We start from the raw sequence: 21,761 nt of genomic DNA, 5'->3' as shown, positions 1-21,761 counted from the left end.
GCTTCCGGCTTCCGGCTTCCAGCTTCCAGCTTCCAGCTGCTTTAGTGCCCCCCCAGATACGCGTTGCGCACGTCCTGGTTGCCGAGCAGTTCCTCACCCGTGCCGCTCATGCGGATCTCCCCGGTGACCATCACGTAGGCGCGGTCGGAGAGGCGCAGGGCGTGGTTGGCGTTCTGCTCCACCAGGAAGATGGTCATGCCGCTCTTCGCCAGCTCGCGCAGGGTCTGGAAGATCTGCTTGACCACGATGGGCGCGAGGCCCAGGGAGGGTTCGTCGAGCAGCAGCAGGCGGGGACGGCTCATCAGCGCGCGGGCGATGGCGAGCATCTGCTGCTCGCCGCCGGACATGGTCATGGCGCGCTGGTTGCGCCGCTCCTTGAGCCGCGGGAAGAGGTCGAACATGCGCTGCATGTCTTCGTCCGCATGCTGGGCGCCGATGGGGATGGTACCCATCAGCAGGTTCTCCTCCACGCTCATGTCGGGGAATACCCGGCGCCCCTCCGGCGACTGCGCGATGCCGTTGGAGGCCACGTAGTGCGGGGACTTGCGCGAGATATCCACACCGCCGTAGAGGATCTCCCCGGCGCTGGCGCGGGGCTGGCCGAAGATCGACATCAGCAGCGTGGACTTGCCCGCGCCGTTGGAGCCGATGAGGCTCACCGTCTCGCCCTCGTTGATGTGCAGGCTGACCTTCTTCAGCGCCTGGATGGGGCCGTAGAAGACGTCGACGTCCTTGAATGCCAGGAGGGGTGCCGTCATGCCACTTCCTCCTCGTCGGCGCCCAGGTAGGCGGCGATCACCTTCGGGTCGTTGCGGATCGCCTCGGGGCCGCCCTGGGCGATCACTACGCCGTGGTCCAGCACCACGATGTGGTCGGAAATGCTCATCACCATGCCCATGTCGTGCTCGATCAGCAGTACGGTCAGTTCGTGTTCGTCGCGCAGCTTGCGGATGATCCGGCTGAGCGCCTCGGTCTCCGCCGGGTTGAGGCCGGCGGCGGGTTCGTCCAGGCAGATCAGTTGCGGCCGCGTGCACATGGCGCGGGCGATCTCCAGGCGGCGCTGCTAGCCGTAGGAGAGTTCACCGGCCAGCCGGTTGGCGCAGTCCACCAGGTCCACCACCTCCAGCCAGTAGAAGGCGTGGTTCAGGGCGTCCTCCTCGGCGCGGCGGAAGCCGGGGGTGTTGAGGATGCCGGCCAGCAGGTTGCGGTTGACCCACATGTGCTGGGCCACCAGCAGGTTCTCCACCACCGACATCTCCCGGAACAGGCGGATGTTCTGGAAGGTGCGTGCCAGCCCGGCGCGGTTCACCAGGTGGGTGCCGCCGAACATCTTGAACCAGAGCCGGCTGCCGAACTGCGCCGGGTTGACGAAGTCGGTGGCCTGGAAGGGCTCGCCCAGCACCTTGATCACGTCGGTGCAGGTGCCCCGGGCGTTGAGGCGGATGCTGCCGCCGGTGGCCTTGTAGAAGCCGGTGAGGCAGTTGAACACGGTGGTCTTGCCGGCGCCGTTGGGGCCGATCAGCGCGGAGATCGAGTGGCGCTTGATCTCCAGGCTGACGTCGTTGAGCGCCTTGATGCCGCCGAAGTGCATCATCAGGCGTTCGACGCTGAGGATGTTGTCGTCGCTCATGGCGCTACTCCTTTACGCGGGGTGAAGCCGCTGCGGCTGATACGGATCAGCCCGCGCGGCCGCCAGATCATCATCAGCACCATGAGGATGCCGAACAGCAGCACGCGGTAGTCGGCGAAGCTGCGCAGCAGCTCCGGGGCGACGGTGAGGACGAAGGCCGCGATGACCACGCCCACCGTCGATCCCATGCCGCCCAGCACCACGATGGCGAGGATCAGCGCCGACTCGAAGAAGGTGAAGGAGGACGGGTTGACGAAGCCCTGGTAGCTGGCGAAGAACACCCCGGCGAGGCCGGCGGTGGAGGCGCCCAGGGTGAAGGCGGAGAGCTTCACCAGCACGTGGTTGAGGCCCAGGGAACGGCAGGCGATCTCGTCCTCGCGCAGCGCTTCCCAGGCGCGGCCGACGGGCATGCGGGTCAGGCGGTGCTTGATGTAGAGCACCAGCATCACCACCAGGAACAGCACCACGTAGATGAACAGGAACTTCAGGTTGGGGTTGTAGGCGATGCCGAAGAACTCGTGGAACGGCACGCCCCCGTCCTTGGCGCGACGGCCGAACTCGAGGCCGAAGAAGGTCGGCGACGGCACCGGCATGCCATTGGGGCCGCCGGTGAAGCTCAGCCAGTTGTTGAGCACCAGGCGGATGATCTCGCCGAAGCCCAGGGTGACGATGGCCAGGTAGTCGCCGTGCATGCGCAGCACCGGGAAGCCCAGCAGGCAACCCGCCAGCGCCGCGGCCAGCGCCGACAGCGGCAGCACCGACCAGAAGCCCAGCCCCAGGTGCTGGTAGCCGAGCGCGAGGCCGTAGGCGCCGATGGCGTAGAAGGCCACGTAGCCGAGGTCGAGCAGGCCGGCGAGGCCGACCACGATGTTCAGGCCCAGGCCCAGCAGCACGTAGATCAGCCCGAGGATGACCACGGTGAGCAGGTACTTGCTGGCGAAGAACGGGAAGATCACCGCCGCCACGAGAATCAGCGGCAGCACCCAGCGCAGGCTGCTCTTGAAGTCCGGCGCGCGCACGTGCACGCCCGAGCCGCTGCTTTCGAAGCGCTCCAGCAGCACGGAACCACGGGCGCTCTGCAGGTACAGGCTGAGCAGGAAGCGCCCGAGCATGACGATGCCGATCATCCAGCCGACGCGGCCGAACTCCAGGTTGAAGCTGTAGCCGTCGAGCACCACGCCGACGATGGGGCCGAAGACGATGAGCGCCAGCAGCCCGGCGAGCACCGCATCGAGGAGGCTCTTCTTGATATCGATGGGTTTTCCAGAAATGGCAGAGGACATGCTTACACCTTGGCGACATGCGGGCGGCCAAGCAGGCCTTGGGGACGGAAGATCAGGATCAGCACCAGCAGGGAGAAGCTGAAGACGTCCTTGTAGTCGGTGTTGACCATGCCCGAGAACTGCGCCTCGGCGACGCCGAGGATGATCCCGCCGAGCATCGCGCCGGGCAGCGAGCCGATGCCGCCGAGCACCGCCGCAGTGAAGGCCTTGATGCCGATGATGAAGCCCGCATAGAAGTCGAAGGTGCCGTAGTTCATGGTGATCAGCACGCCGGCCAGCGCGGCCATGGCGGCACCGATGACGAACACGTAGGAGATCACCCGGTCGGTGTTGATGCCGAGGATCGAGGCCATCTTGCGATCCTGCTGGGTGGCGCGGCACATGCGCCCGAGCTTGGTGCACTGGATCACGTAGGTCAGCACGCCCATGCCGATGAAGGCGGCCACCAGGATGAACACCTTGGTGTAGGTGAGCTGGACGAAGCCCTCGCCGACGTGGAACTTCAGCGCGCCGTCGAGCAGCGTCGGTACGCCTTGCTGGCGGGCGCCCTGGGACAGCTGCACGTAGTTCTGCAGGATCAGCGACATGCCGATGGCGGAGATCAGCGGCGCCAGGCGCGTGGAGTTGCGCAGCGGCCGGTAGGCGATGCGCTCGATCACGAAGCCGTACACGCCCGTCACCGCGATGGTGAACAGCAGGGTGCCGAGGATCAGCAGCGGGAAGGACTCGAGGCCGAAGAACGCCAGCAGCGCGAGGGTGATGGCAGAGAGGTAGGCGGAGATCATGTACACCTCGCCGTGGGCGAAGTTGATCATGCCGATGATGCCGTAAACCATGGTGTAGCCGATGGCGATCAGGCCGTAGACCGACCCGAGGGTCAGGCCGTTGATCAGCTGTTGCAGGAAGATACCGTCCATCATTCAGTCTCGTCTTCTGGGGGACCGGCCTGGGGTTCGGCCAGCCTCCGCGAGTGGAATCAGACGGGTACCACTGAACTGGACCACTGGATTACGTCGGCAGTCATCTGCGCGGCACAAGCAGGGAGAGGTTTCAGCAGCCACCCGGAATACACCGGCTGGCCGAGCGCGTGTGGCGCCTGGTCAGCCGGCCGAGCCAGTACAGCAAACGAAGAGCCGGGGCTGAGCGAGCCGGAGCCGAGCGGCCCCGGCCGACGCGCAGCCAGCCCCGCGCTTACTGCTGGTGGTACTTGCCTTGCTCATCCCACTCGTAGATCACGTAGTCGGAGACCTTCAGGTCGCCCTTGCCGTCCCACTCCTTCTTGCCCATCACGGTCTGCACCGGGTGCGCCTTCAGCCACTCGCTGGCCTTGGCGCCTTCGTTGGCACCGGCGCCATTGAATGCGGCGGCCAGGGCCTGCAGGGAGGCGTAGGCGTAGAGGGTGTAGCCTTCCGGCTCGAAGCCGCCGGCGCGGAACTTCTCGATCACGGCCTTGCCGTCGGCGATCTTGCGCGGGTCGGCGCCGAAGGTCATGAGCACGCCCTTGGTGTACTGCGGGCCGCCGGCGGTGGTGACCAGCTCGTCGGTCACGATGCCGTCGCCGGAGAGGAACTTGGCGGTCAGGCCCTGCTCGCGCATCTGCCGGACCAGCGGGCCGGCCTCGGGGTGCAGGCCACCGAAGTAGACGACCTCGGCGCCGGTGGCGCGGATCTTGGTCACCAGGGCGTTGAAGTCCTTCTCGCCACGGGTCAGGCCTTCGTACAGCACTTCCTTCACGCCGCGCTTGGCCAGCTGCGCCTTGGTGGCGTCGGCCAGGCCCTGCCCGTAGGTGTCCTTGTCGTGGATGATCGCGACCTTCTTGGCCTTGAGCACGTCGACGATGTAGTCGCCGGCGACGATGCCCTGCTGGTCGTCACGGCCGCACATGCGGAACATGCCGGTCAGGCCGCGCTCGGTCACCTGCGGGTTGGTGGAGCCGGGGGTGATGGCGATGATGCCGGCCTCGTCGTAGATCTCGGATGCCGGGATGGTGGAGGACGAGCAGAAGTGGCCGACCACGCCGATCGCCTTGTCCTGGTCGACCAGGCGGTTGGCCACGGCCACGGCCTGCTTGGGCTCGCAGGCGTCGTCCGCCTTGACCAGCTTGATCTTCTCGCCGTTGACGCCACCGGCGGCGTTGATGTCCTCGGCGGCCTGGCTCGCGCCACGCCAGTACTGCTCGCCGAAGGAAGCGTTGGCGCCGGTATGAGGCCCGGCAACACCTATAACCACGTCAGCGAAAGCAAGGTTGGTCAAGCTCAGAACACTGGTAACCGCAACAGCCAAAATACCTTTCTTGAAAGTCTTGTGAGGCATGGGAGTTTTGCTCCTGAGGGGTTATGTGATTGGCGCGATAACTCGACCTAACGTGAGCAAGCGTCGTGCCACTCGTTTTTTGTTGTAGGAAAAAACCCGGGGCCACCCGCGCGTCCGCCCTGGAATGCGAGACGGCGCGCACGTGCAACCCTGCCGAACCAATAGGTGCAACCCTTTGCAACCAATCGCCGAATGGCCTTCTCAAGGGAATAGCAACCCACGGCGCGAAAAGCGCAACCTGCCGTAACCGTCACTGTCACCGAAGTGCACACCACTGGTGCGCGGCAAGCGCGCTGACGCACCAATACAGGCTAGTGCATGGCGGCCGAGGCAGCCGCTCCGCGTCGATGCAGCATGAACAAAACCAGCCTCAGATGACCACGCGCAGGCACTGGCCCGCGTGGTACAGGGAGAAGCCCAGCTCGTAGAGCCCGCTGCGCAGCGCAGGTGCGCCGACACCGCGCATGCTCTGCAAGGGCATGGGCAGCGATTCGGCCGAACCGCTCATGAGGAAGTCGGCGAAGGCCCGACCCACCACGGTTCCGGTGGTCACGCCCCGGCCGTTGTAGCCGGTGACGGCCACCAGCCCCGGCGCCGGTTCGAACAGGCGCATCAGGTGGTCCGGGGTGAAGGCGATGCAGCCGGTCCAGGTGGATTCCCACTGCACCTTGCCCAGGTAGGGGAAGTAGTGGCCCTGGATGCGATCGGCCCAGGCCTTGAGGAACCACAGCGGCTTGCGCGCGCCGTTGCCCAGGCTGCCCAGCAGCAGCCGGCCATCGGCGTCGCGGCGGATGCTGCTGAGCACCTGGCGCGTGTCCCAGGAGCCCTGCCCGCCCGGCAGGATGCGCGCCGCCGCCTCGCCGTGCAGGGGCTCGGAAGCGACCTGGTAGTAGTAGCCGGGGAAGAAGTTGCGGCGCAGCTCGGTCCACTCGCCTTCGGTGTAGGCGTTGGAGGCGATCACCACCTGCGGGGCGATCACGCTGCCGTGTTCGGTGAGCACGCACCAGGCATCGCCCTGGCGCTCCAGGCGGGTGACCGCGCTGTGCTGGAACAGCGAGCCGCCCAGGTAGCGCACCGCCTGGGCCAGGCCGCGGGTGTAGGCCATGGGGTTGAGGGTGCCGGCGCGACGGTCGAGCAACGCGGCGGCGATGCGCTCGGTGCCGGTGGCCTCGCGGCAGGCCTGGCCGGTGAGCAGCTCCACCGGTGCGCCACGGCGCTGCCACTGCTCGCAGCGGCTGGCCAGGTCGGCCTGGCCCCGGGCGTTGTGGGCCATGTGCAGGGTGCCTTCGCGGCGCAGCTGGCAGTCGATGCCGTACTTCTCGATCACCGCGAACACCTGGGCCGGCGCGCCGCCCAGGGTGCGGTTGAGCTGGGCGCCGACCTGCTCGCCCAGGCCCGCCTCGATCTCGTCCGGCGCAATCCACAGCCCGGCATTGACCAGCCCGACGTTGCGCCCCGAGCCGCCGTGGCCCACCTCATGGGCCTCCAGCACGCAGACCCGCCGGCCCTGCTCCAGCAGGCGGATGGCCGCGTTGAGCCCGGTGATGCCACCGCCGATGACGCAGACATCGGCGCGGACCTCGCCGTTCAGCGTCTCGGCCTTCGGCAGCGCCGGCGTCAGATACTCCCAGAGGCACTCCTGGCGCAGGGGCATGGACGGCATTCCTTAGGGCGATGGCCCGGTCAGTCGAAGGTGATGCCCTGGGCCAGCGGCAGTTCGTGGGAATAGTTCACCGTGGCGGTCTGCCGGCGCATGTAGGCCTTCCAGGCATCCGAGCCGGACTCGCGCCCGCCACCGGTCTCCTTCTCGCCGCCGAAGGCGCCGCCGATCTCCGCGCCGCTGGGGCCGATATTGACGTTGGCGATGCCGCAGTCGCTGCCCACCGCCGAGGTGAACAGCTCGGCCTCGCGCACGTCGGTGGTGAACAGGCAGGACGACAGCCCCTGGGGCACGGCGTTGTTCAGCGCCACAGCCTCGTCGAAGTCGCGGTAGCCGATGACGTAGAGGATCGGCGCGAAGGTCTCGTGGCGCACCACCGCGCTCTGCCCGGGCATCTGCACGATGGCCGGCGAGACGTAGTAGGCGTCCGGGAATTCGCCGGCCAGCTGGCGCTCACCGCCGAACACCACGCCACCCTCGGCGCGGGCCTGTTCGAGCGCGCGCTGCATGGCGTCGAAGCCGGCCTTGTCGATCAGCGGGCCGACCAGGTTGCCCTGCAGCGGATGACCGATGCGCACCTTGGCGTAGGCGGCCTGCAGGCGGCGGACGATTTCCTCGCGCACCGACTCATGGGCGATCAGCCGGCGCAGGGTGGTGCAGCGCTGGCCGGCGGTGCCGACGGCGCTGAAGAGGATGGCGCGCACCGCCAGGTCGAGGTCGGCGCTGGGGGCCAGGATCATGGCGTTGTTGCCGCCCAGCTCCAGGATGCTGCGGGCGAAGCGGGCCGCCACGCGTGGCGCCACTTCACGGCCCATGCGGGTGCTGCCGGTGGCGCTGACCAGGGCGACGCGGGGGTCGTCCACCAGCGCCTCGCCGGCCTCGCGATCACCGATCAGCACCTGGCTGAGGTGCGCCGGGGCACCGTCGAACTGCTTCGCCACGCGCTCGAACAGCGCCTGGCAGGCCAGGGCGGTGAGCGGGGTCTTCTCCGAGGGCTTCCACAGCACGGGGTTGCCGCAGACCAGCGCCAGCGCGGCGTTCCACGACCAGACCGCCACCGGGAAGTTGAAGGCGCTGATGATGCCGACCACGCCCAGGGGCTGCCAGGTTTCGCGCATGTGGTGGCCGGGGCGCTCGGAGGCGATGGTCAGGCCGTAGAGCTGGCGCGACAGGCCGACGGCGAAGTCGCAGATGTCGATCATCTCCTGCACTTCGCCCAGGCCTTCCTGGGTGATCTTGCCGGCCTCCCAGGACACCAGCTCGCCGAGGTCGGCCTTGTGCTGGCGCAGCAGCTCGCCGAACTGGCGCACCAGCTCGCCCCGACGCGGCGCCGGCACCTTGCGCCAGGCCTGGAAGGCCTCGGCGGCGAGGGCGATCTTGCCCTCGACCTCGGCGCGGCCTTCCAGTTGCACGCGGGCGATGCGGCTGCCGTCGATGGGGGTGTGCACGGCGTGCTCGCCCTGCTGGTAGAGCTTCGGGTCGACGCCTAGGCGGTCTAGCAATGCAGCAACCATTGGAACTCCTGGAAAGCGCTTCGGAAAAAGGTCGGCGCCAGTATTAGCCGCACCGGGGGCTTGCCAACAAACGACCTTTGCTCCACATATCATTCCTTTTGCTCATGAACCCGCGGACCCGAACATGCTCAAGCGCCACATGCCCTCACTCACCGCCCTGCAGTGCTTCGAAGCCGTGGCGCGCCACCTCAGCTTCACCCGCGCCTCCGAGGAGCTGGCCCTGACCCAGAGCGCGGTCAGCAAGCAGGTGGCGCAGCTGGAGGAGATGCTCCAGCACCTGCTGTTCCGCCGTGTGCGCCGACGCCTGCAACTGACCCCGGCGGGCTCGCTGTACCTCTCCGAGGTGCGCAAGATCCTCACCCAGGTGGAGATGTCCACCCACTACATGCTGTCCTACGGCGGCGAGACCGAGGTGCTGCGCGTGGCCACCCCGCCGACCTTCGGCGCGCGCTGGCTGATTCCCCGCCTCAAGGGCTGGCGCCATCGCCATCCCAACGTGCACCTGGACGTGCGCAACGAGCTGGAGCCGGATGCCCTGCTCCAGGGCCGCGCCGACGTGGCGCTGTTCTTCGGCCAGGGCGCGCTGCCGGGCGCCGAATGCATCCGCCTGTTCAGCGAGGAAGTGGTGCCGGTCTGCGCGCCATCGAGCATGCCCGCCGAGCCCTTCACCGACCCCGCCCAGCTCACCACCCTGGTACTGCTGCAGAACGCCACCCGCCCGGAGGCCTGGCACGAGTGGTTCCAGAGCCAGGACCGGCACACCGAGCACAGCTATCACGGGCCGCGCTTCGACACCTCCTACATGTGCATCCGCGCGGCCCAGGCCGGCTGCGGCGTGGCCCTGCTGCCGCGCTTCCTGGTGGAGGAGGAGCTGGCCGAGGGCAAGCTGGTGATCCCCTGGAACCACGCCATGCCCAGCCGCAACGCCTACTACCTGGCCTACCCCGAGCACGCCGCCGAAGTGCCCAAGGTGCGCGACTTCGTGCGCTGGATGCTGGAGCAGCTGGAGAACGGCGCCCGGGGGCCGGCGTCGCATCAGGAAAAAACGGAATGAACCCGCCGGTTTTTTTCGTTTGCCCGGCGCCCGCGCGGCTGCTTGGATAGCAGGCCCGTACAGCCACAGCCGAGCCCCTGCCGATGAACGCCCGCGAACGCCTCCTGCCCCTGGTCGCCCATGTGATCGGCGAGCCCGCCGCCCGCTGGGTCGATGCCCATGTCGAGGTGCCCGCCGCCCTGGACGGTTTCGCGTTCGAGACGGGGCGCATCCATCGCGCCTGGCTGGCCGAGGCGCTCAACCTGTGCCTGTTCCACAAGCTGGTGGAGGCGGTGCCCATCGGCCGCACCTACGTCGAGGAACAACGGGCGGACGGCCGCCAGGTGCTGTTCGACCACGGCGCCATCCGCACCGTCGACTGGCCCGACAACGGCGCCCTGCCCCGTGGCCGCCAGGCCTTCGTGCGCATCCTCGAGCCCCTGGGCTTCACCGACGTGCGCACCTACCCGCTGACCCGCCTGAACATGACCGGCTACGCCTACCGGCAGATGGACCTGCCCGAGGACATCGCCCAGTTCTTCGTCTCCGAGCTGCACCCGGGACGCTTCAGCGAGGCCTTCCAGCTCGCGGTCAGCCGCGTGGTGGGCGCCAGCCGCGACCCGCTGCAACCCCGCCACCTGGCGACGCTCGATGAACTCTGGCGCACCCGCCATTGCAGCCGCGAGCAGGCCCTCGACCTGCTGCCCGCGCTGTTCGACGCCTTCGGCTGCCAGCACGGCGCGCCCCTGGAAAGCGACTACGAGCAGCTGCGCGAGGAAAGCGCCGAGATGGCCTGGATCGCCACCGAGGGCAACATGTTCAACCACCTCACCGACCGCGTCGCCGACCTGCAAAGCGTGGTCGCCGCCCAGAACGCCAAGGGCCGGCCGATGAAGGCCAGCATCGAAGTCTCCGCCTCCGGCCGCGTGATGCAGACCGCCTACCGCGCGGTGCAGGTCGAACGCGATTTCATCGACGCGGCCGGCTCCACGGTGCGGCGCCAGGTGCCCGGCTCCTTCGTCGAGTTCATCCAGCGCAAGGCCGACGAGGCCGATGGCCGCATCGACCTCGCCTTCGACAGCAGCAACGCCCAAGGCATCTTCAAGATGACGGCGGGGGCCTAGCAGGGCCTCCCAGCCCACGCAGGGTGGAGTCGCTTCACCTCCACCAAGCGGACTCGCCCCGGACACAGACTGTGTGCGAATTCATTCGCGATGGAGTATCCCCACACTCGAAGAGCGTCATTGCGCGCATTCATCCAGGACCGGGCGCAGAAAAGAGCGGTGGGCTGAAGCCCACCCTACGCCCACCCGACCCTGCAAGGTGCTCGCCGGCGAGGAGTACATGAGACGAAGCTCCGCCCGGTGGATGAAAAAAGCGTCATCCACCCTACCCAGCTACCACCCTTGTGCTGGCGTGAGCGGCTTTCGCCGGGCATGAAAAAGGCCGCTTCACGGAGCGGCCTCTTGTCATTGCCTGTCGGGTCAGTCGACCAGGGCCAGGGTGCCCTTCATCATCGAGACGTGGCCGGGGAAGGAGCAGAAGAACTCGTAGCTCTCGCCAGCGGCCAGCTTGGAGACGTCGATAGTGGTGGTCGCGGTCTCGCCGCCGCCGATCAGCTTGGTGTGGGCGATGATGCGGGCGTCGTCGGCCTTGAGGTAGTCCTTGTCGACACCGGCGGTCATGCCTTCGGTGGCGATGGCCTGGGCGTCGGCGGTCTTGCTCAGGACCCAGTTGTGGCCCATCACGTTCTTGGGCAGCTTGCCGACGTGCTTGAGGTTCACGGTGAAGGTCTTGCAGCTTTTGCTGACCTTGATTTCCTTCGTGTTGAAGGTCATCTGATCAGTGCCTTCCACGTCCACCGAACATTCAGCAGCCAGCAGAGGGGCACTGGCCAGGGCCAGCACGGATGCAACGACGAGCTTGCGAATCATTGGAGTCTCCTTGGCAGGTAGGGCCGGATCAGCCCAGAGGGGAGACTGCCTGAGTCGGCGTGGAGTTCCCATAACCTGCGTCAACAAACCGCAGGAATCCCGCGCCCTGCGCAGGGGCTATCACGGCCATCGAGACAATCAAACGGCGCCCCGCCAGCGCGGCGCGGAGAATGCCGGCATCGCATACCGAGGAGCGCCACCATGAACTTCCTGCAAAGCCTGCTCGCCGCCTACGCCGCCGGAGCCAGCGGCAGCTGCGACGACTGATCCCGCACACCCGCCTTGCCCCTACCGTTCGGAAGCTGCGTCCACGCGCCGCTTCCGGGACGCCACGCGAGCCGTTAACCTTGCCGACTTTTTTCGGGAGTCGACCATGACCTTGCGCTCCGTGTGCGTATTCTGCGGTGCCAGCCCCGGCGCCAACCCCATCTACCAACGTGCCGCCAGCGACCTGGGTCGCACCCTGGCCGAACGCGGCCTGACGCTGGTCTACGGCGGTGGCGCGGTCGGCCTGATGGGCACCGTGGCCGACGCCGCCCTGGCGGCCGGAGGCGAGGTGATCGGCATCATCCCGCAGAGCCTCAAGGAGGCCGAGATCGGCCACAAGGGCCTGACCCGCCTGGAAGTGGTGGACGGCATGCACGCCCGCAAGGCCCGCATGGCCGAGCTGGCCGACGCCTTCATCGCCCTGCCCGGCGGCCTGGGCACCCTGGAGGAACTCTTCGAGGTATGGACCTGGGGCCAGCTCGGCTACCACAGCAAGCCCCTGGGCCTGCTGGAGGTGAACAGCTTCTACGGCAAGCTCACCGAATTCCTCGACCACCTGGTGGAAGAGCGCTTCGTGCGCGACCAGCACCGCGGCATGCTGCAGGTCGGCGGCACCCCGGACATCCTGCTGGAACGCCTGGAAGCCTGGCGCCCCACCGTGGCGCCCAAGTGGGTCGACCGCAAACCCCACTGATCCCTCTGGACAGCCCTGACGGCCGTGCCCCAGCATGCCGCCTGGGCTGACCCGGCCCGCCGAACGGACGTGGCCCGCCCCATGAAGAAGCTTTTCATCGCCCTGCTCCTGGGCCTTGCACTCTATGGCGTGCAGCAGCGCCACCCAGGCTGGCTCCAGGGCCTTGCCGGCGCCCCCGCCACCACCGCATCCAGCACCAGCGCCCAGCTGCGCCAGGCCTTTGAGGATCGCCGCAGCGACCTGCAGGTCGAGGGTCGTGCCGTGGTCACCCGCGTGTTGCGCGACGATCTCAAGGGCAGTCGCCACCAGCGCTTCCTGATGCGTACCGACGACGGCCTGAGCCTGCTGGTGGCGCACAACATCGACCTGGCGCCACGGGTCGAGGGCCTGCGCGAAGGCGACACGATCGAGTTCGCCGGCGAATACGAATGGAACGACAAGGGCGGGGTGATCCACTGGACCCACCACGACCCACGCGGCCGCCACCCGGGTGGCTGGCTGAAGCACAACGGCAGGACCTACCAATAGGGAGCGGGCGATGAGCGAGGACGAAGGGCGCATCAAGGTCTACTACAACAGCGCCTGCCCCGTGTGCCGGGCGGGCATCGAAGGGCAGAAGGGCAAGACCACCGCCTGCGAGATCGAGTGGGCCGACGTGCATGCCGACAACCAGGCGGTGGAGGAAATCGGCGAGGCGCTGGAGTACGTCCGCGAGCGCCTGCACCTGGTGGACGAGCAGGGCGTGAAGCGCATGGGCGTGGACGCCTTCATCGTGCTCTGGCGCCACTCCCCCAGGGAGCGCTGGAAGGCCCGCCTGCTCTCACTGCCGCTGATCCACGGGCTGGCGCAGCTGGGCTACAAGGCCTTCGCCCGACTGCTCTATCTCTGGAACCGATCGAAACGACACTGGTGAACATGGACATACTCGAACGCATCGACGCCAACGACCGCCAGCGCCTGGTGGAGGTCTGGGAAGCCGCCGTGCGCGCCACCCACCACTTCCTCGGCGAGGACGACATCCAGTTCTTCAAGCCGCTGGTGCGCGACGCCTACCTGGATTCGGTGAAGCTGGCCTGCAGCCGCGACGCCGACGGGTACATCCAGGGCTTCATCGGCACCGCCGAAGGCACGGTGGAGATGCTCTTCGTCGACCCGATGCGGCATGGCCAGGGCATCGGCCGCGAACTGCTGCGGCACGCCATCGACCACGAAGGCGCCACGGCGGTGGACGTGAACGAGCAGAACCCCCAGGCGGTGGGCTTCTACCTGCGCATGGGCTTCGAGGTGGCCAGCCGCTCGGAGCTGGATGGCTCGGGCAAGCCGTTTCCCATCCTGCACCTGCGTTTGAAAGGGTCGTAGCGTCGGGAGCAGCAGCGTTTCGTAGGTTGGCGCAGAGCGCAGCGAGCGCCCAACGGTGCAGGGTTCAGGCCCGCCAGACGCTCCCGGGCTGAAGCCCGGGCTACGCTGCTGCGTTCGTCGCGAACGGAGCCCGGCGGGAGCACCGCTGGTGGATGAAAAGAGCGCCATCCCCCCTACAAAAGCAAGACTCCGCGCCGATCACTTCATTCGCCCGGCCTAGCCCTGCTGCACGATCACCGTCTGCGCCGGCATGGGTGCGGGGAAGTCGGCGCCCAGGGCGTCCTTGATGGTGCGGTTGGTGTCGAAGTACACCTGCCAGTAGTGGTCGTTGTGGCAGTAGGGGCGCACCGCCAGCACCGGGCCCACCAGGTTGAATTCGAGGATCTCAACTTCCACCGCCGGCTCGGCCAGCACGTTGGCGATGGCCGCCACCCGCGCCTTGAGCAACGCCACCGCGGCAGCATGGTCCGCCGAGCCGGAGAGCTGCGCCTTGAGGTCGACGCGGCGGTAGGCGTTGTGGGTGAAGTTCTGGATGTTGTCGGTGAATATCTTGTTGTTGCCCACCAGGGTCAGCACGTTGTCCGGCGTGTTGATGGCGGTGGCGAACAGGCCGATCTCCTTCACCGTGCCGACGACGCCGCCGGCGCTGATGAAGTCGCCGACCTTGAACGGCCGCAGCACGATGATGAAGCCGCCCGCCGCGAGGTTGGCCAGGAGCCCCGACCAGGCCATGCCGATGGCCAGGCCGACCGCTGCGATCAGTGCCGCGAGGCTGGTGGTCTGCACGCCGAAGTAGCCGAGGATGCCCACCACCAGGAGGATGTTCAGGGTCACGGTGATGAACGAGCCGACGTAGCGCAGCACGGTCGGGTCGACCCGCTGGCGCTCCAGGGATTTCTGCACCAGGCCGACCGCGAAGCCGATCAGCCAGCGCCCCACCACCCAGAAGACGATGGCGACGAGGATCTTCACGCCGAAGCTGGTGGCGTATTGCATGACGGTGTTCATGAAGGCGCTGACCTTCTCGGTCCCGACCGTCACTATCGTTGTTTCGTCCATGGCGAGCGCTCCGTGGGAGATGGCTCGTTTGACGCTAGCAACGCCCGGCCCAAGCGCAACGGCAGGCGCGCAAAATATCGCCCCGCCGGTGCCGCCGCCGGGCCCCGTGTTTCAACCATGAGACAGAAGCGCGGGCGAACCCGGTCAGATCGCCATCTCCCACAATGGCATCACCGTCACCCGCACCTCCGGGTCATGGCTGCCCCCACCGAGGATCACCCCGCGCAGGGGCGATACGTCGGAGAAGTCGCGACCCCAGCCCAGGGTGATGTGCTCCAGGTCCGGGAGGATGTTGTTGGTGGGGTCGAAGTCCACCCAACCATTGCGCGGGCAGTACACCGACACCCAGGCGTGGGAGGCGTCGGCACCGATGAGCCGGGGCTGCCCGGGCGGCGGCTGGGTCAGCAGGTAGCCACTGACGTAGCGTGCGGCCAGGCCCCTGGAGCGCAGGCAGGCGAGCATCAGGTGGGCGAAGTCCTGGCACACGCCGCGACGGCGCTCCAGCACCTCGGTCAGCGGGGTCGCCACCTGGGTGGCCTCGGCGTCGAAGTCGAAGCCGGTGAAGATTTTCTCCATCAGCGCGGCAGCGCAGAGCAACAGCGGCCGGCCGAGGGGGAAGCAGTCCTCGGCGAAGTCGGCGAACTGGCGCTTGATGCGCACGTAGGGCGACTCGACCCGGTAGCGGCAGGCCTCCAGCACCTCGGCCCCCAGCGGACGCCCGGTGAAGGCCTGCCCGGCCAGGGCCAGCTCCCAGGGGGGCGAGCTGTCCAGCGCATGGGGGCCGCGGGGCAGCACGTCCACCAGCAGCCGCGCGTTGACCTGCAATTCGTCATGGGGCCGCTCGAAGGCCAGGCGGCACAGCGGGTTGCCGAACACGTCGAGCCCTTCGCTGCGCGAGGACGGCGCCGGGTTGATCTCCAGGTCCTGCCCGCTGCACAGCTGCCAGGGGCATTCGCGCGGCCACAGGTGCACCAGCTGCTGGGCCAGCGACACCGGTGCGGCGTAGCGGTAGTGGGTGTCGTGGAACACCTGGTAGCGCGCGCCCTGGGGGGCGACGGAGGCGGCTTGGGAGTGCATCAGGTGGATACCGTTTGCTGGCTGACGTCGTCGACATGAGCAAAATAGCGCAACGCGAGGCGATCCGAGACCTGGCCGACCATCTGGCCGATTTCGCCGAGCAGTTGCGCCAGCCCCTCCAGCACCTCGTCGAGGCTGTCGCTGCCGAACAGCGGGTTTTCCAGGGTGCCCAGGTCGAAGGCCAGCAGGCGGCCGATCAGGCCGCTCAGCATCAGCTCCTGGGGTGCGCCGAATTCCTCGTGCAGCCGGCCCAGCGACCGCTCCAGGGCCTGCAGCTGGAAGCGCAGTGCATGGGGGTTCTGCTCGTGCAGCAGGAGCAGGTCCAGCACTGGGATCAGCTGCGGCGAGGCCAGGTAGCGCGAGCGGTAGGTGATGGTGCTGTTGCCCAGCTCCAGCAGCCACTCCAGGGCACCCGGGTCCCAGGCCGCACCGCCGCGCAGGAAGCCGGCGATGCTCTCGGCGAAGAAGCCCACCCGCTCGATGCGCCGGCCGATCATCAGGAAGCGCCAGCCGTCGTCGCGGGTCATGTCGTCGAGGGCGAAGCCGGAGAGCGCCGCCAGTGACATCAGCAGGCGGCTGAGGAAGTCCAGGGCGTCGCCCAGGTCCATGCGTGCCGGGTCCAGCCCCTGGGCTTCCTGCTGGAGTTCCAGCACCGCGTGCCAGTTCTCCCGCGACAGGCGGCCGCGCACCTGGGCCGCCGCCCAGTGCAGGCGACGCAGGTTGGCGCTGAGGCTGAAGGCCCAGTCGTCACTGAGCAGCGCCTGGAGCAGCCGTCGGTCCAGGGGCTCGTCGCCGGGCGGCAGCTGGCCCAGGGCCTCGGCCAGCTCCAGCGCGGCCTGCCGGGCCCGCTCGTCACCGTCTGCGTCGACGTAGCGCGAGAGCACCACGCGCAGCAACCGCGCGGCGTCATCGCAACGTTCGGCATAGCGGCCGAACCAGAACAGGTTCTCCACCACCCGCGAAGGCAGGTAGGGGTCCTGGCGGATCAGGTCGCGCACACCGAGGGTGCGCGGGCGCAGGGGCTCTCCGGTCACCGGCCGGTCGGCGAGCACCCAGGTGTCCTTGCTGGCACCGCCGCGCTGCATGGACACCACTTCGGCATCCGCCTCGGAGGCCACGCGCGTGAGGCCGCCGGGCATCACCCAGTAGCCGCCGTCGGCGGTGGCCACGGCGAACACGCGCATGCCGATGGCCCGCGAATGCAGGGCGCCGCGCTCGCCTTCGGCCTGCCACACCGGTGCCAGGGACAACTGCGCCTGGCGTTGGGCGACATAGGCGTGGGGGCGTGCCTGCAGGCGCTTGCGCAGCGCATCCAGCGCGTGCGGCGCCAGGTTGTGGCCGAACACCGGCTCGAAGCTCTGCGAGGGGAAAGCCGGCTTGATCACCAGGCCCTCCAGGGCGCCGAGGGTTTCCTGCAGCACGCCGGGGGTGCCGCACCAGCGGGTGCCGACGGTGGGCAGCAGGAGTTCCTCGCCGAACAGACGGCGGTTGACGGCGGGCAGGAAGCCCAGCAGGCCGGGGGACTCCAGTACGCCGCTGCCCAGGGCATTGGCCACCAGCACGCGGCCACGGCGCACGGCGTCGAGCAGGCCGGGCACGCCGAGGGCCGAGTCGGTGCGCAGCTCGAGGGGGTCGCAGAAATCGTCGTCCAGCCGGCGCAGCACGGCGTGCACGCGCTTCAGGCCGCCCAGGGTCTTGAGGTAGAGGGTGGCGTCGCGCACGGTCAGGTCGTGGCCCTCCACCAGGGGGAAGCCCAGCTGGCGCGCGAGGTAGAGGTGCTCGAAGTAGGTTTCGTTGAAACGTCCCGGCGTGAGCAGCACCACCAGGGGCGTCTCGCCGTCGCTGGGGGCCTGGCGGATCAGCGTCTCCTGCAGCGCGCGGAAGTAGCCGGCCAGGTACTGCACGCGCAGGTCGCGGTACAGCTCCGGGAAGGCGCGCGAGACGATCTGCCGGTTCTCCAACGCATAGCCGGCACCGGAGGGCGCCTGGGTGCGGTCGGCGAGCACGTGCCACTGGCCGTCGGCATCGCGCGCCAGGTCAACGGCGTAGCTGTGCAGGTAGGTGCCGCCGATGGCCTGTACGCCCTGGCAGGGCCAGAGGAAGCTGGTGTGGCCGAATACCAGCTCGCTGGGCAGCAGGCCTTCGGCGATGAGTTTCTGCTCGCCGTAGACGTCGGCCAGCACGGCGTTGAGCAGGCGCGCGCGCTGGGCCACGCCCTGGGCGATGGGCTGCCATTGCTCGGCGGAAATCAGGTTGGGCAGCAGGTCCAGCTCCCAGGGGCGGTCGGTGCCCTTGGGATCGGCGTAGACGTTGTAGGTGACGCCGTTTTCCTGGATCTGCCGCGCCAGCAGTTCCTGGCGCTGGCGCAACTGGGCGGCACTGCTGCGCTGCAGCTGGAGGTACAGGCGCAGCCAGTGCGGACGCACCTCGCCGGTGGCGTCGAGCAGCTCGTGGTAGGCCGTGTCGGTCAGGGGGTAATGGGCAAGCAGGTCGGACATCTGGTACTCGCGAATGGATGCGCCCGTTCTCAATTGTAATCCTGGGTGCCGCCGCAGCCGGCCGGACGCCAGGCTGCGGCGGCGCACAGCTTAATGGCGACGCAGGTCCAGGGTCATTGGCAGCTCGTCGTTCCTTTGCGGCTGTTGCACCTGCAGCTTGCCGGGGCTGTGGCCGAGGCGGAAGAAGCGCGCCAGGCGCCGGCTTTCGGCCTCATAGGCGTTGACCGGGAAGCTGTCGTAGCTGCGCCCGCCGGGGTGCGCGACGTGGTACTGGCAGCCGCCGAGGGAGCGCTGCATCCAGGTGTCCACCAGGTCGAACACCAAGGGCGCGTGGACGCCGATGGTGGGTTGCAGGCAGGAGGCCGGCTGCCAGGCGCGGTAGCGCACGGCGCCGACGAATTCGCCGACCCGGCCGGTGCTCTGCAGGGGCACCGGCTCGCCGTTGCAGGTGAGCACGTAGCGGTCCGGGGCCAGGCCGCCGAGCTTGAGCTGCACCCGCTCCAGGGACGAATCGACGTAGCGCACGGTGCCGCCGCCGGCGCCCTCCTCGCCCAGCACGTGCCAGGGTTCCAGGGCCTGGCGCAGTTCCAGCTCGATGCCCTTGACCATGAAGTCGCCGTACTTGGGGAAGCGGAATTCGAAGTGCGGCGCGAACCACTCGCCGCGCACCGGGTAGCCCGCCTCGTTGAGCTCGTGCAGCACGTCGTCGAAGTCCTGCTGGACGAAGTGCGGCAGGAGGAAACGGTCGTGCAGCTCGGTGCCCCAGCGCGCCAGCTTCGGCGGCGCGTAGGGCTGCTCCCAGAAGCGCGCCACCAGGCCTCGCAGCAGCAGTTGCTGGGCCAGGCTCATGCGAGCGTGGGGCGGCATCTCGAAGGCGCGCAACTCCAGGAGGCCGAGGCGGCCGCTGCTGCTGTCGGGCGAGTAGAGCTTGTCGATGCAGAATTCGGCGCGGTGGGTGTTGCCGCTGACATCCACCAGAAGGTTGCGCAGCAGGCGATCCACCAGCCAGGGCGGGCAGTCGGCACCGGGTTCGGGCATCTGCGCGAAGGCCACCTCCAGCTCGTAGAGGGCGTCGTTGCGCGCCTCGTCCACCCGGGGGGCCTGGGAGGTGGGGCCGATGAACAGGCCGGAGAACAGGTACGACAGCGAGGGGTGGTTGTGCCAGTAGCTGATCAGGCTGCGCAGCAGGTCGGGTCGGCGCAGGAACGGCGAGTCCGCCGGTGTGGCGCCACCGAGGACGAAATGGTTGCCGCCACCGGTGCCGACATGACGGCCGTCGACCATGAACTTCTCGCTGGCCAGGCGCGTCTGCCGCGCGGCCTCGTAGAGGAACTCGGTGCGTTCGACCAACTCCTCCCAACTGCTGGAAGGGTGGATGTTCACCTCGATGACGCCCGGGTCCGGGGTGACGCGGAATACGTTCAGGCGCGGGTCGCCGGGTGGCTCGTAGCCCTCCAGCAGTACCGGGCATTCCAGCTCGCGCGCCGTGGCCTCGATGGCGGCGACCAGTTCCAGCCAGGGTTCGAGTTCCGCCAGTGGCGGCATGAACAGGTACAGGCGCCCGTCGCGGGGTTCGGCGCACAGGGCGGTGCGGACCACGCCGGCAGCCGACTGGTGGAGGCCGGGCACGGCCTCGGCCTGGCCCTTGCCCGGCGCGCCCTGGCGCAGCTGGGTGCGGATCTGCGCGGCACGACGCAGCGGCGGGAAGACCTGGCTGGGGTCGGCGGCGTGGATGTAGGGGTAGTCGGCCTCGCTGACCCAGGGCTGCGAATCCAGCGGCAGGCGGTAGCCCATCGCCGAATCGCCGGGCAGCAGGCGGCAGTGCTCGTCGCGCAGGAACCAGGAACCGGTCTGCCAGCCGTCGCCACTGGCGCTGCGCCCCAGGGGCAGTACCTGGCCGACGATCTCGCCCAGGCCCTGCTCGAAGACCTTACGCAGGCGCTCGCGCTCCAGCGGGTCGGCGAGGCGGGCGTCCTCGGGGGTGACGTTGACCGGCAGCCGGCGCTCGCGCCAGAGGTAGTAGTACCAGTCCTCGTAGGCCGGGAAGATGCCGTCGGCGGCCAGGCCCAGGCGGCCGGCCAGTTGCGCGAGGAAGCGCCCGGCCAGCTCGGCGCTGGCGTCGTAGCCACGGCCCTCGTCGGCCAGCAGGGCCGGGTCGTTCCAGATCGGCTCGCCATCGCGGCGCCAGAAGCAGTTCAGCGACCAGCGCGGCAGTTGCTCGCCGGGGTACCACTTGCCCTGGCCGAAGTGCACCAGGCCGTTGGGGGCGTAGTGGTCGCGCAGGCGGTGGAACAGTTCGGCGGCTAGGCGGCGCTTGTTGGGACCGAGGGCGGCGGTGTTCCACTCCGGGTCGTCGGGGTAATCGATGGCGACGAAGGTGGGCTCGCCGCCCATGGTCAGGCGTACGTCGCGGGCCAGCAGGTCGCGGTCGATGCGCCGGCCGAGGTCGAGGATCGCCGCCCATTGCTCGTCGCTGTAGGGCCGTGTGACCCGGGGCGCCTCCCAGATGCGCTCGATGCGCATGTCGTGGGAGAACTCGCACTCGCACTCGTCCACCGCGCCGCTGATGGGCGCTGCCGACGATGGCTCGGGGCTGCAGGCGAGCGGTACGTGGCCTTCGCCGGCGAACAGGCCGGAGGTGGGATCGAGGCCGATCCAGCCGGCGCCGGGCAGGTACACCTCGCACCAGGCATGCAGGTCGGTGAAGTCCACCTCGGTGCCGCTGGGGCCGTCGAGGGCCTTCTGGTCGGCGGTGAGCTGGATCAGGTAGCCGGAGACGAAGCGCGCCGCCAGGCCGATATGGCGCAGCAGCTGCACCAGCAGCCAGGCGGAGTCGCGGCAGGAGCCGGAGCCCAGCTCCAGGCTCTGCTCGGGCGTCTGCACGCCGGGCTCCATGCGGATCAGGTAGCGGATGTCGCGGGAGACGCGCTGGTTGAGTTCCACCAGGAAGTCGACGCTGGCGCGCGGGGTGAGGTCGATGGCGGCGAGGTACCTGGCGAACAGCGGCGTGGCCGGCTGGCGGCTGAGGTAGGGCGCCAGCTCGCGTTGCTCCTCGGCGGTGTAGGCGAAGGGCGCCTGCTCGGCGTAGGGCTCGAGGAAGAAGTCGAAGGGGTTGAACACCGCCATCTCGACGACCAGGTCGACCTCGACCTTGAGCTCACGGGTCTTGTCCGGGAACACCAGGCGCGCCAGGTAGTTGCCTTGCGGGTCCTGCTGCCAGTTGATGAAGTGCTTGCCCGGCTCGACCTTCAGCGAATAGCCGAGGACGCGCGTGCGGCTGTGGGGCGCCGGGCGCAGGCGGACGATCTGCGGACCGAGGGCGACCTCGCGGTCGTAGCGGTAATGGGTGACGTGGTGCAGTGCGACGTGGATCGACACGGCGTGCCTCCTGCGAGCCTGAGCGATGGCCTTGCTGCGCAAGTCTCATGCCAGCGCGCAAG

General features: G+C 68.5%; 17 protein-coding genes and 1 pseudogene. 6 read left to right on the top strand and 12 right to left on the bottom strand.

What is annotated here, in order from left to right; all coding sequences use genetic code 11:
• Positions 1 to 41 precede the first annotated feature (41 nt).
• The 7 genes and pseudogenes from ACYJSS_RS04745 to amaB form a co-directional block, all read right to left on the bottom strand.
• Positions 42 to 758 (bottom strand): ABC transporter ATP-binding protein, encoded by a 717-nt coding sequence (locus ACYJSS_RS04745; protein ID WP_111263800.1) that lies wholly within the window; start codon positions 756 to 758, stop codon positions 42 to 44.
• Positions 755 to 1,630 (bottom strand): annotated as a pseudogene (locus ACYJSS_RS04740) (ATP-binding cassette domain-containing protein). The gene ACYJSS_RS04745 and the pseudogene ACYJSS_RS04740 overlap by 4 nt, the downstream one beginning before the upstream one ends.
• A complete protein-coding gene (livM, locus tag ACYJSS_RS04735; RefSeq protein ID WP_111263802.1) occupies positions 1,627 to 2,913 on the bottom strand; it encodes a high-affinity branched-chain amino acid ABC transporter permease LivM in 1,287 nt (428 codons plus the stop codon). Before livM ends, ACYJSS_RS04740 begins: the two are co-directional and overlap by 4 nt.
• Before the next feature lie 2 nt (positions 2,914 to 2,915).
• A complete protein-coding gene (locus tag ACYJSS_RS04730) occupies positions 2,916 to 3,830 on the bottom strand; it encodes an ABC transporter permease subunit (protein WP_111263822.1) in 915 nt (304 codons plus the stop codon).
• 274 nt (positions 3,831 to 4,104) lie between these two features.
• Positions 4,105 to 5,226 (bottom strand): branched-chain amino acid ABC transporter substrate-binding protein, encoded by a 1,122-nt coding sequence (locus ACYJSS_RS04725; RefSeq protein WP_111263803.1) that lies wholly within the window; start codon positions 5,224 to 5,226, stop codon positions 4,105 to 4,107.
• A 370-nt stretch (positions 5,227 to 5,596) separates the two neighbouring features.
• Positions 5,597 to 6,880, bottom strand: coding sequence for an L-pipecolate oxidase (gene amaA, locus ACYJSS_RS04720; protein ID WP_111263804.1), 1,284 nt, complete (start codon positions 6,878 to 6,880; stop codon positions 5,597 to 5,599).
• 29 nt (positions 6,881 to 6,909) lie between these two features.
• On the bottom strand, positions 6,910 to 8,400 hold the full coding sequence (gene amaB / locus ACYJSS_RS04715) for an L-piperidine-6-carboxylate dehydrogenase (protein WP_111263805.1): 1,491 nt from the start codon (positions 8,398 to 8,400) through the stop codon (positions 6,910 to 6,912).
• A gap of 124 nt (positions 8,401 to 8,524) precedes the next feature.
• Here amaB and ACYJSS_RS04710 point away from each other — a divergent pair, with 124 nt between their 5' ends.
• Together ACYJSS_RS04710 and ACYJSS_RS04705 are read left to right on the top strand one after the other, a co-directional pair.
• A complete protein-coding gene (locus tag ACYJSS_RS04710; protein WP_111263806.1) occupies positions 8,525 to 9,454 on the top strand; it encodes a LysR family transcriptional regulator in 930 nt (309 codons plus the stop codon).
• Between the two features lie 83 nt (positions 9,455 to 9,537).
• Positions 9,538 to 10,557 carry a DUF1338 domain-containing protein gene (locus ACYJSS_RS04705; protein WP_111263807.1) on the top strand — a complete coding sequence of 340 codons (1,020 nt, stop codon included), beginning with the start codon at positions 9,538 to 9,540 and terminating at the stop codon, positions 10,555 to 10,557.
• Positions 10,558 to 10,917: 360 nt separating this feature from the next.
• Here the strand turns inward: ACYJSS_RS04705 and azu are convergent, their stop codons facing one another.
• Positions 10,918 to 11,367 (bottom strand): azurin, encoded by a 450-nt coding sequence (gene azu, locus ACYJSS_RS04700; RefSeq protein WP_111263808.1) that lies wholly within the window; start codon positions 11,365 to 11,367, stop codon positions 10,918 to 10,920.
• A gap of 373 nt (positions 11,368 to 11,740) precedes the next feature.
• On the opposite strand from azu, the gene ACYJSS_RS04695 reads away from it, so the two are divergent.
• The 4 genes from ACYJSS_RS04695 (at position 11,741) to ACYJSS_RS04680 (ending at position 13,687) form a co-directional block, all read left to right on the top strand.
• Complete coding sequence (locus ACYJSS_RS04695) at positions 11,741 to 12,328, top strand: LOG family protein (protein ID WP_111263809.1); 588 nt, start codon at positions 11,741 to 11,743, stop codon at positions 12,326 to 12,328.
• An 81-nt stretch (positions 12,329 to 12,409) separates the two neighbouring features.
• Entirely contained in the window at positions 12,410 to 12,856 is a 447-nt protein-coding gene (locus tag ACYJSS_RS04690; protein WP_111263810.1) for a DUF3465 domain-containing protein, read from the top strand.
• Positions 12,857 to 12,866: 10 nt separating this feature from the next.
• Entirely contained in the window at positions 12,867 to 13,241 is a 375-nt protein-coding gene (locus tag ACYJSS_RS04685) for a thiol-disulfide oxidoreductase DCC family protein (RefSeq protein ID WP_111263811.1), read from the top strand.
• Positions 13,242 to 13,243: 2 nt separating this feature from the next.
• Entirely contained in the window at positions 13,244 to 13,687 is a 444-nt protein-coding gene (locus ACYJSS_RS04680; protein WP_111263812.1) for a GNAT family N-acetyltransferase, read from the top strand.
• Between the two features lie 216 nt (positions 13,688 to 13,903).
• Here ACYJSS_RS04680 and ACYJSS_RS04675 read toward each other — a convergent pair whose 3' ends face one another.
• The 4 genes from ACYJSS_RS04675 to ACYJSS_RS04660 all read right to left on the bottom strand — a co-directional run bounded on the left by ACYJSS_RS04675 (position 13,904) and on the right by ACYJSS_RS04660 (position 21,699).
• The gene (locus tag ACYJSS_RS04675) at positions 13,904 to 14,746 is read right to left on the bottom strand and encodes a mechanosensitive ion channel family protein (RefSeq protein ID WP_111263813.1); all 843 of its coding nucleotides are present in this window, start codon (positions 14,744 to 14,746) and stop codon (positions 13,904 to 13,906) included.
• A gap of 144 nt (positions 14,747 to 14,890) precedes the next feature.
• Positions 14,891 to 15,823: a transglutaminase family protein gene (locus tag ACYJSS_RS04670; protein WP_111263814.1), complete on the bottom strand. Its 933-nt coding sequence runs from the start codon at positions 15,821 to 15,823 to the stop codon at positions 14,891 to 14,893.
• Positions 15,823 to 18,321: a circularly permuted type 2 ATP-grasp protein gene (locus ACYJSS_RS04665; RefSeq protein ID WP_111263815.1), complete on the bottom strand. Its 2,499-nt coding sequence runs from the start codon at positions 18,319 to 18,321 to the stop codon at positions 15,823 to 15,825. Before ACYJSS_RS04665 ends, ACYJSS_RS04670 begins: the two co-directional genes overlap by 1 nt.
• Before the next feature lie 90 nt (positions 18,322 to 18,411).
• Entirely contained in the window at positions 18,412 to 21,699 is a 3,288-nt protein-coding gene (locus ACYJSS_RS04660; protein ID WP_236204315.1) for a transglutaminase family protein, read from the bottom strand.
• Positions 21,700 to 21,761: the final 62 nt, after the last annotated feature.

This window comes from Pseudomonas sp. No.21, from assembly GCF_054558415.1.
Note: the sequence above shows the minus strand (reverse complement) of the source record. Positions and strands in the feature narration are given on the sequence as shown.

Bases quoted from the DNA above. Each gene is read 5' to 3' on its own strand.
- ACYJSS_RS04745 (WP_111263800.1), bottom strand. From the start codon at position 758: ATGACGGCACCCCTCCTGGCATTCAAGGACGTCGACGTCTTCTACGGC.
- livM (WP_111263802.1), bottom strand. From the start codon at position 2,913: ATGTCCTCTGCCATTTCTGGAAAACCCATCGATATCAAGAAGAGCCTC.
- ACYJSS_RS04730 (WP_111263822.1), bottom strand. From the start codon at position 3,830: ATGGACGGTATCTTCCTGCAACAGCTGATCAACGGCCTGACCCTCGGG.
- ACYJSS_RS04725 (WP_111263803.1), bottom strand. From the start codon at position 5,226: ATGCCTCACAAGACTTTCAAGAAAGGTATTTTGGCTGTTGCGGTTACC.
- amaA (WP_111263804.1), bottom strand. From the start codon at position 6,880: ATGCCCCTGCGCCAGGAGTGCCTCTGGGAGTATCTGACGCCGGCGCTG.
- amaB (WP_111263805.1), bottom strand. From the start codon at position 8,400: ATGGTTGCTGCATTGCTAGACCGCCTAGGCGTCGACCCGAAGCTCTAC.
- ACYJSS_RS04710 (WP_111263806.1), top strand. From the start codon at position 8,525: ATGCTCAAGCGCCACATGCCCTCACTCACCGCCCTGCAGTGCTTCGAA.
- ACYJSS_RS04705 (WP_111263807.1), top strand. From the start codon at position 9,538: ATGAACGCCCGCGAACGCCTCCTGCCCCTGGTCGCCCATGTGATCGGC.
- azu (WP_111263808.1), bottom strand. From the start codon at position 11,367: ATGATTCGCAAGCTCGTCGTTGCATCCGTGCTGGCCCTGGCCAGTGCC.
- ACYJSS_RS04695 (WP_111263809.1), top strand. From the start codon at position 11,741: ATGACCTTGCGCTCCGTGTGCGTATTCTGCGGTGCCAGCCCCGGCGCC.
- ACYJSS_RS04690 (WP_111263810.1), top strand. From the start codon at position 12,410: ATGAAGAAGCTTTTCATCGCCCTGCTCCTGGGCCTTGCACTCTATGGC.
- ACYJSS_RS04685 (WP_111263811.1), top strand. From the start codon at position 12,867: ATGAGCGAGGACGAAGGGCGCATCAAGGTCTACTACAACAGCGCCTGC.
- ACYJSS_RS04680 (WP_111263812.1), top strand. From the start codon at position 13,244: ATGGACATACTCGAACGCATCGACGCCAACGACCGCCAGCGCCTGGTG.
- ACYJSS_RS04675 (WP_111263813.1), bottom strand. From the start codon at position 14,746: ATGGACGAAACAACGATAGTGACGGTCGGGACCGAGAAGGTCAGCGCC.
- ACYJSS_RS04670 (WP_111263814.1), bottom strand. From the start codon at position 15,823: ATGCACTCCCAAGCCGCCTCCGTCGCCCCCCAGGGCGCGCGCTACCAG.
- ACYJSS_RS04665 (WP_111263815.1), bottom strand. From the start codon at position 18,321: ATGTCCGACCTGCTTGCCCATTACCCCCTGACCGACACGGCCTACCAC.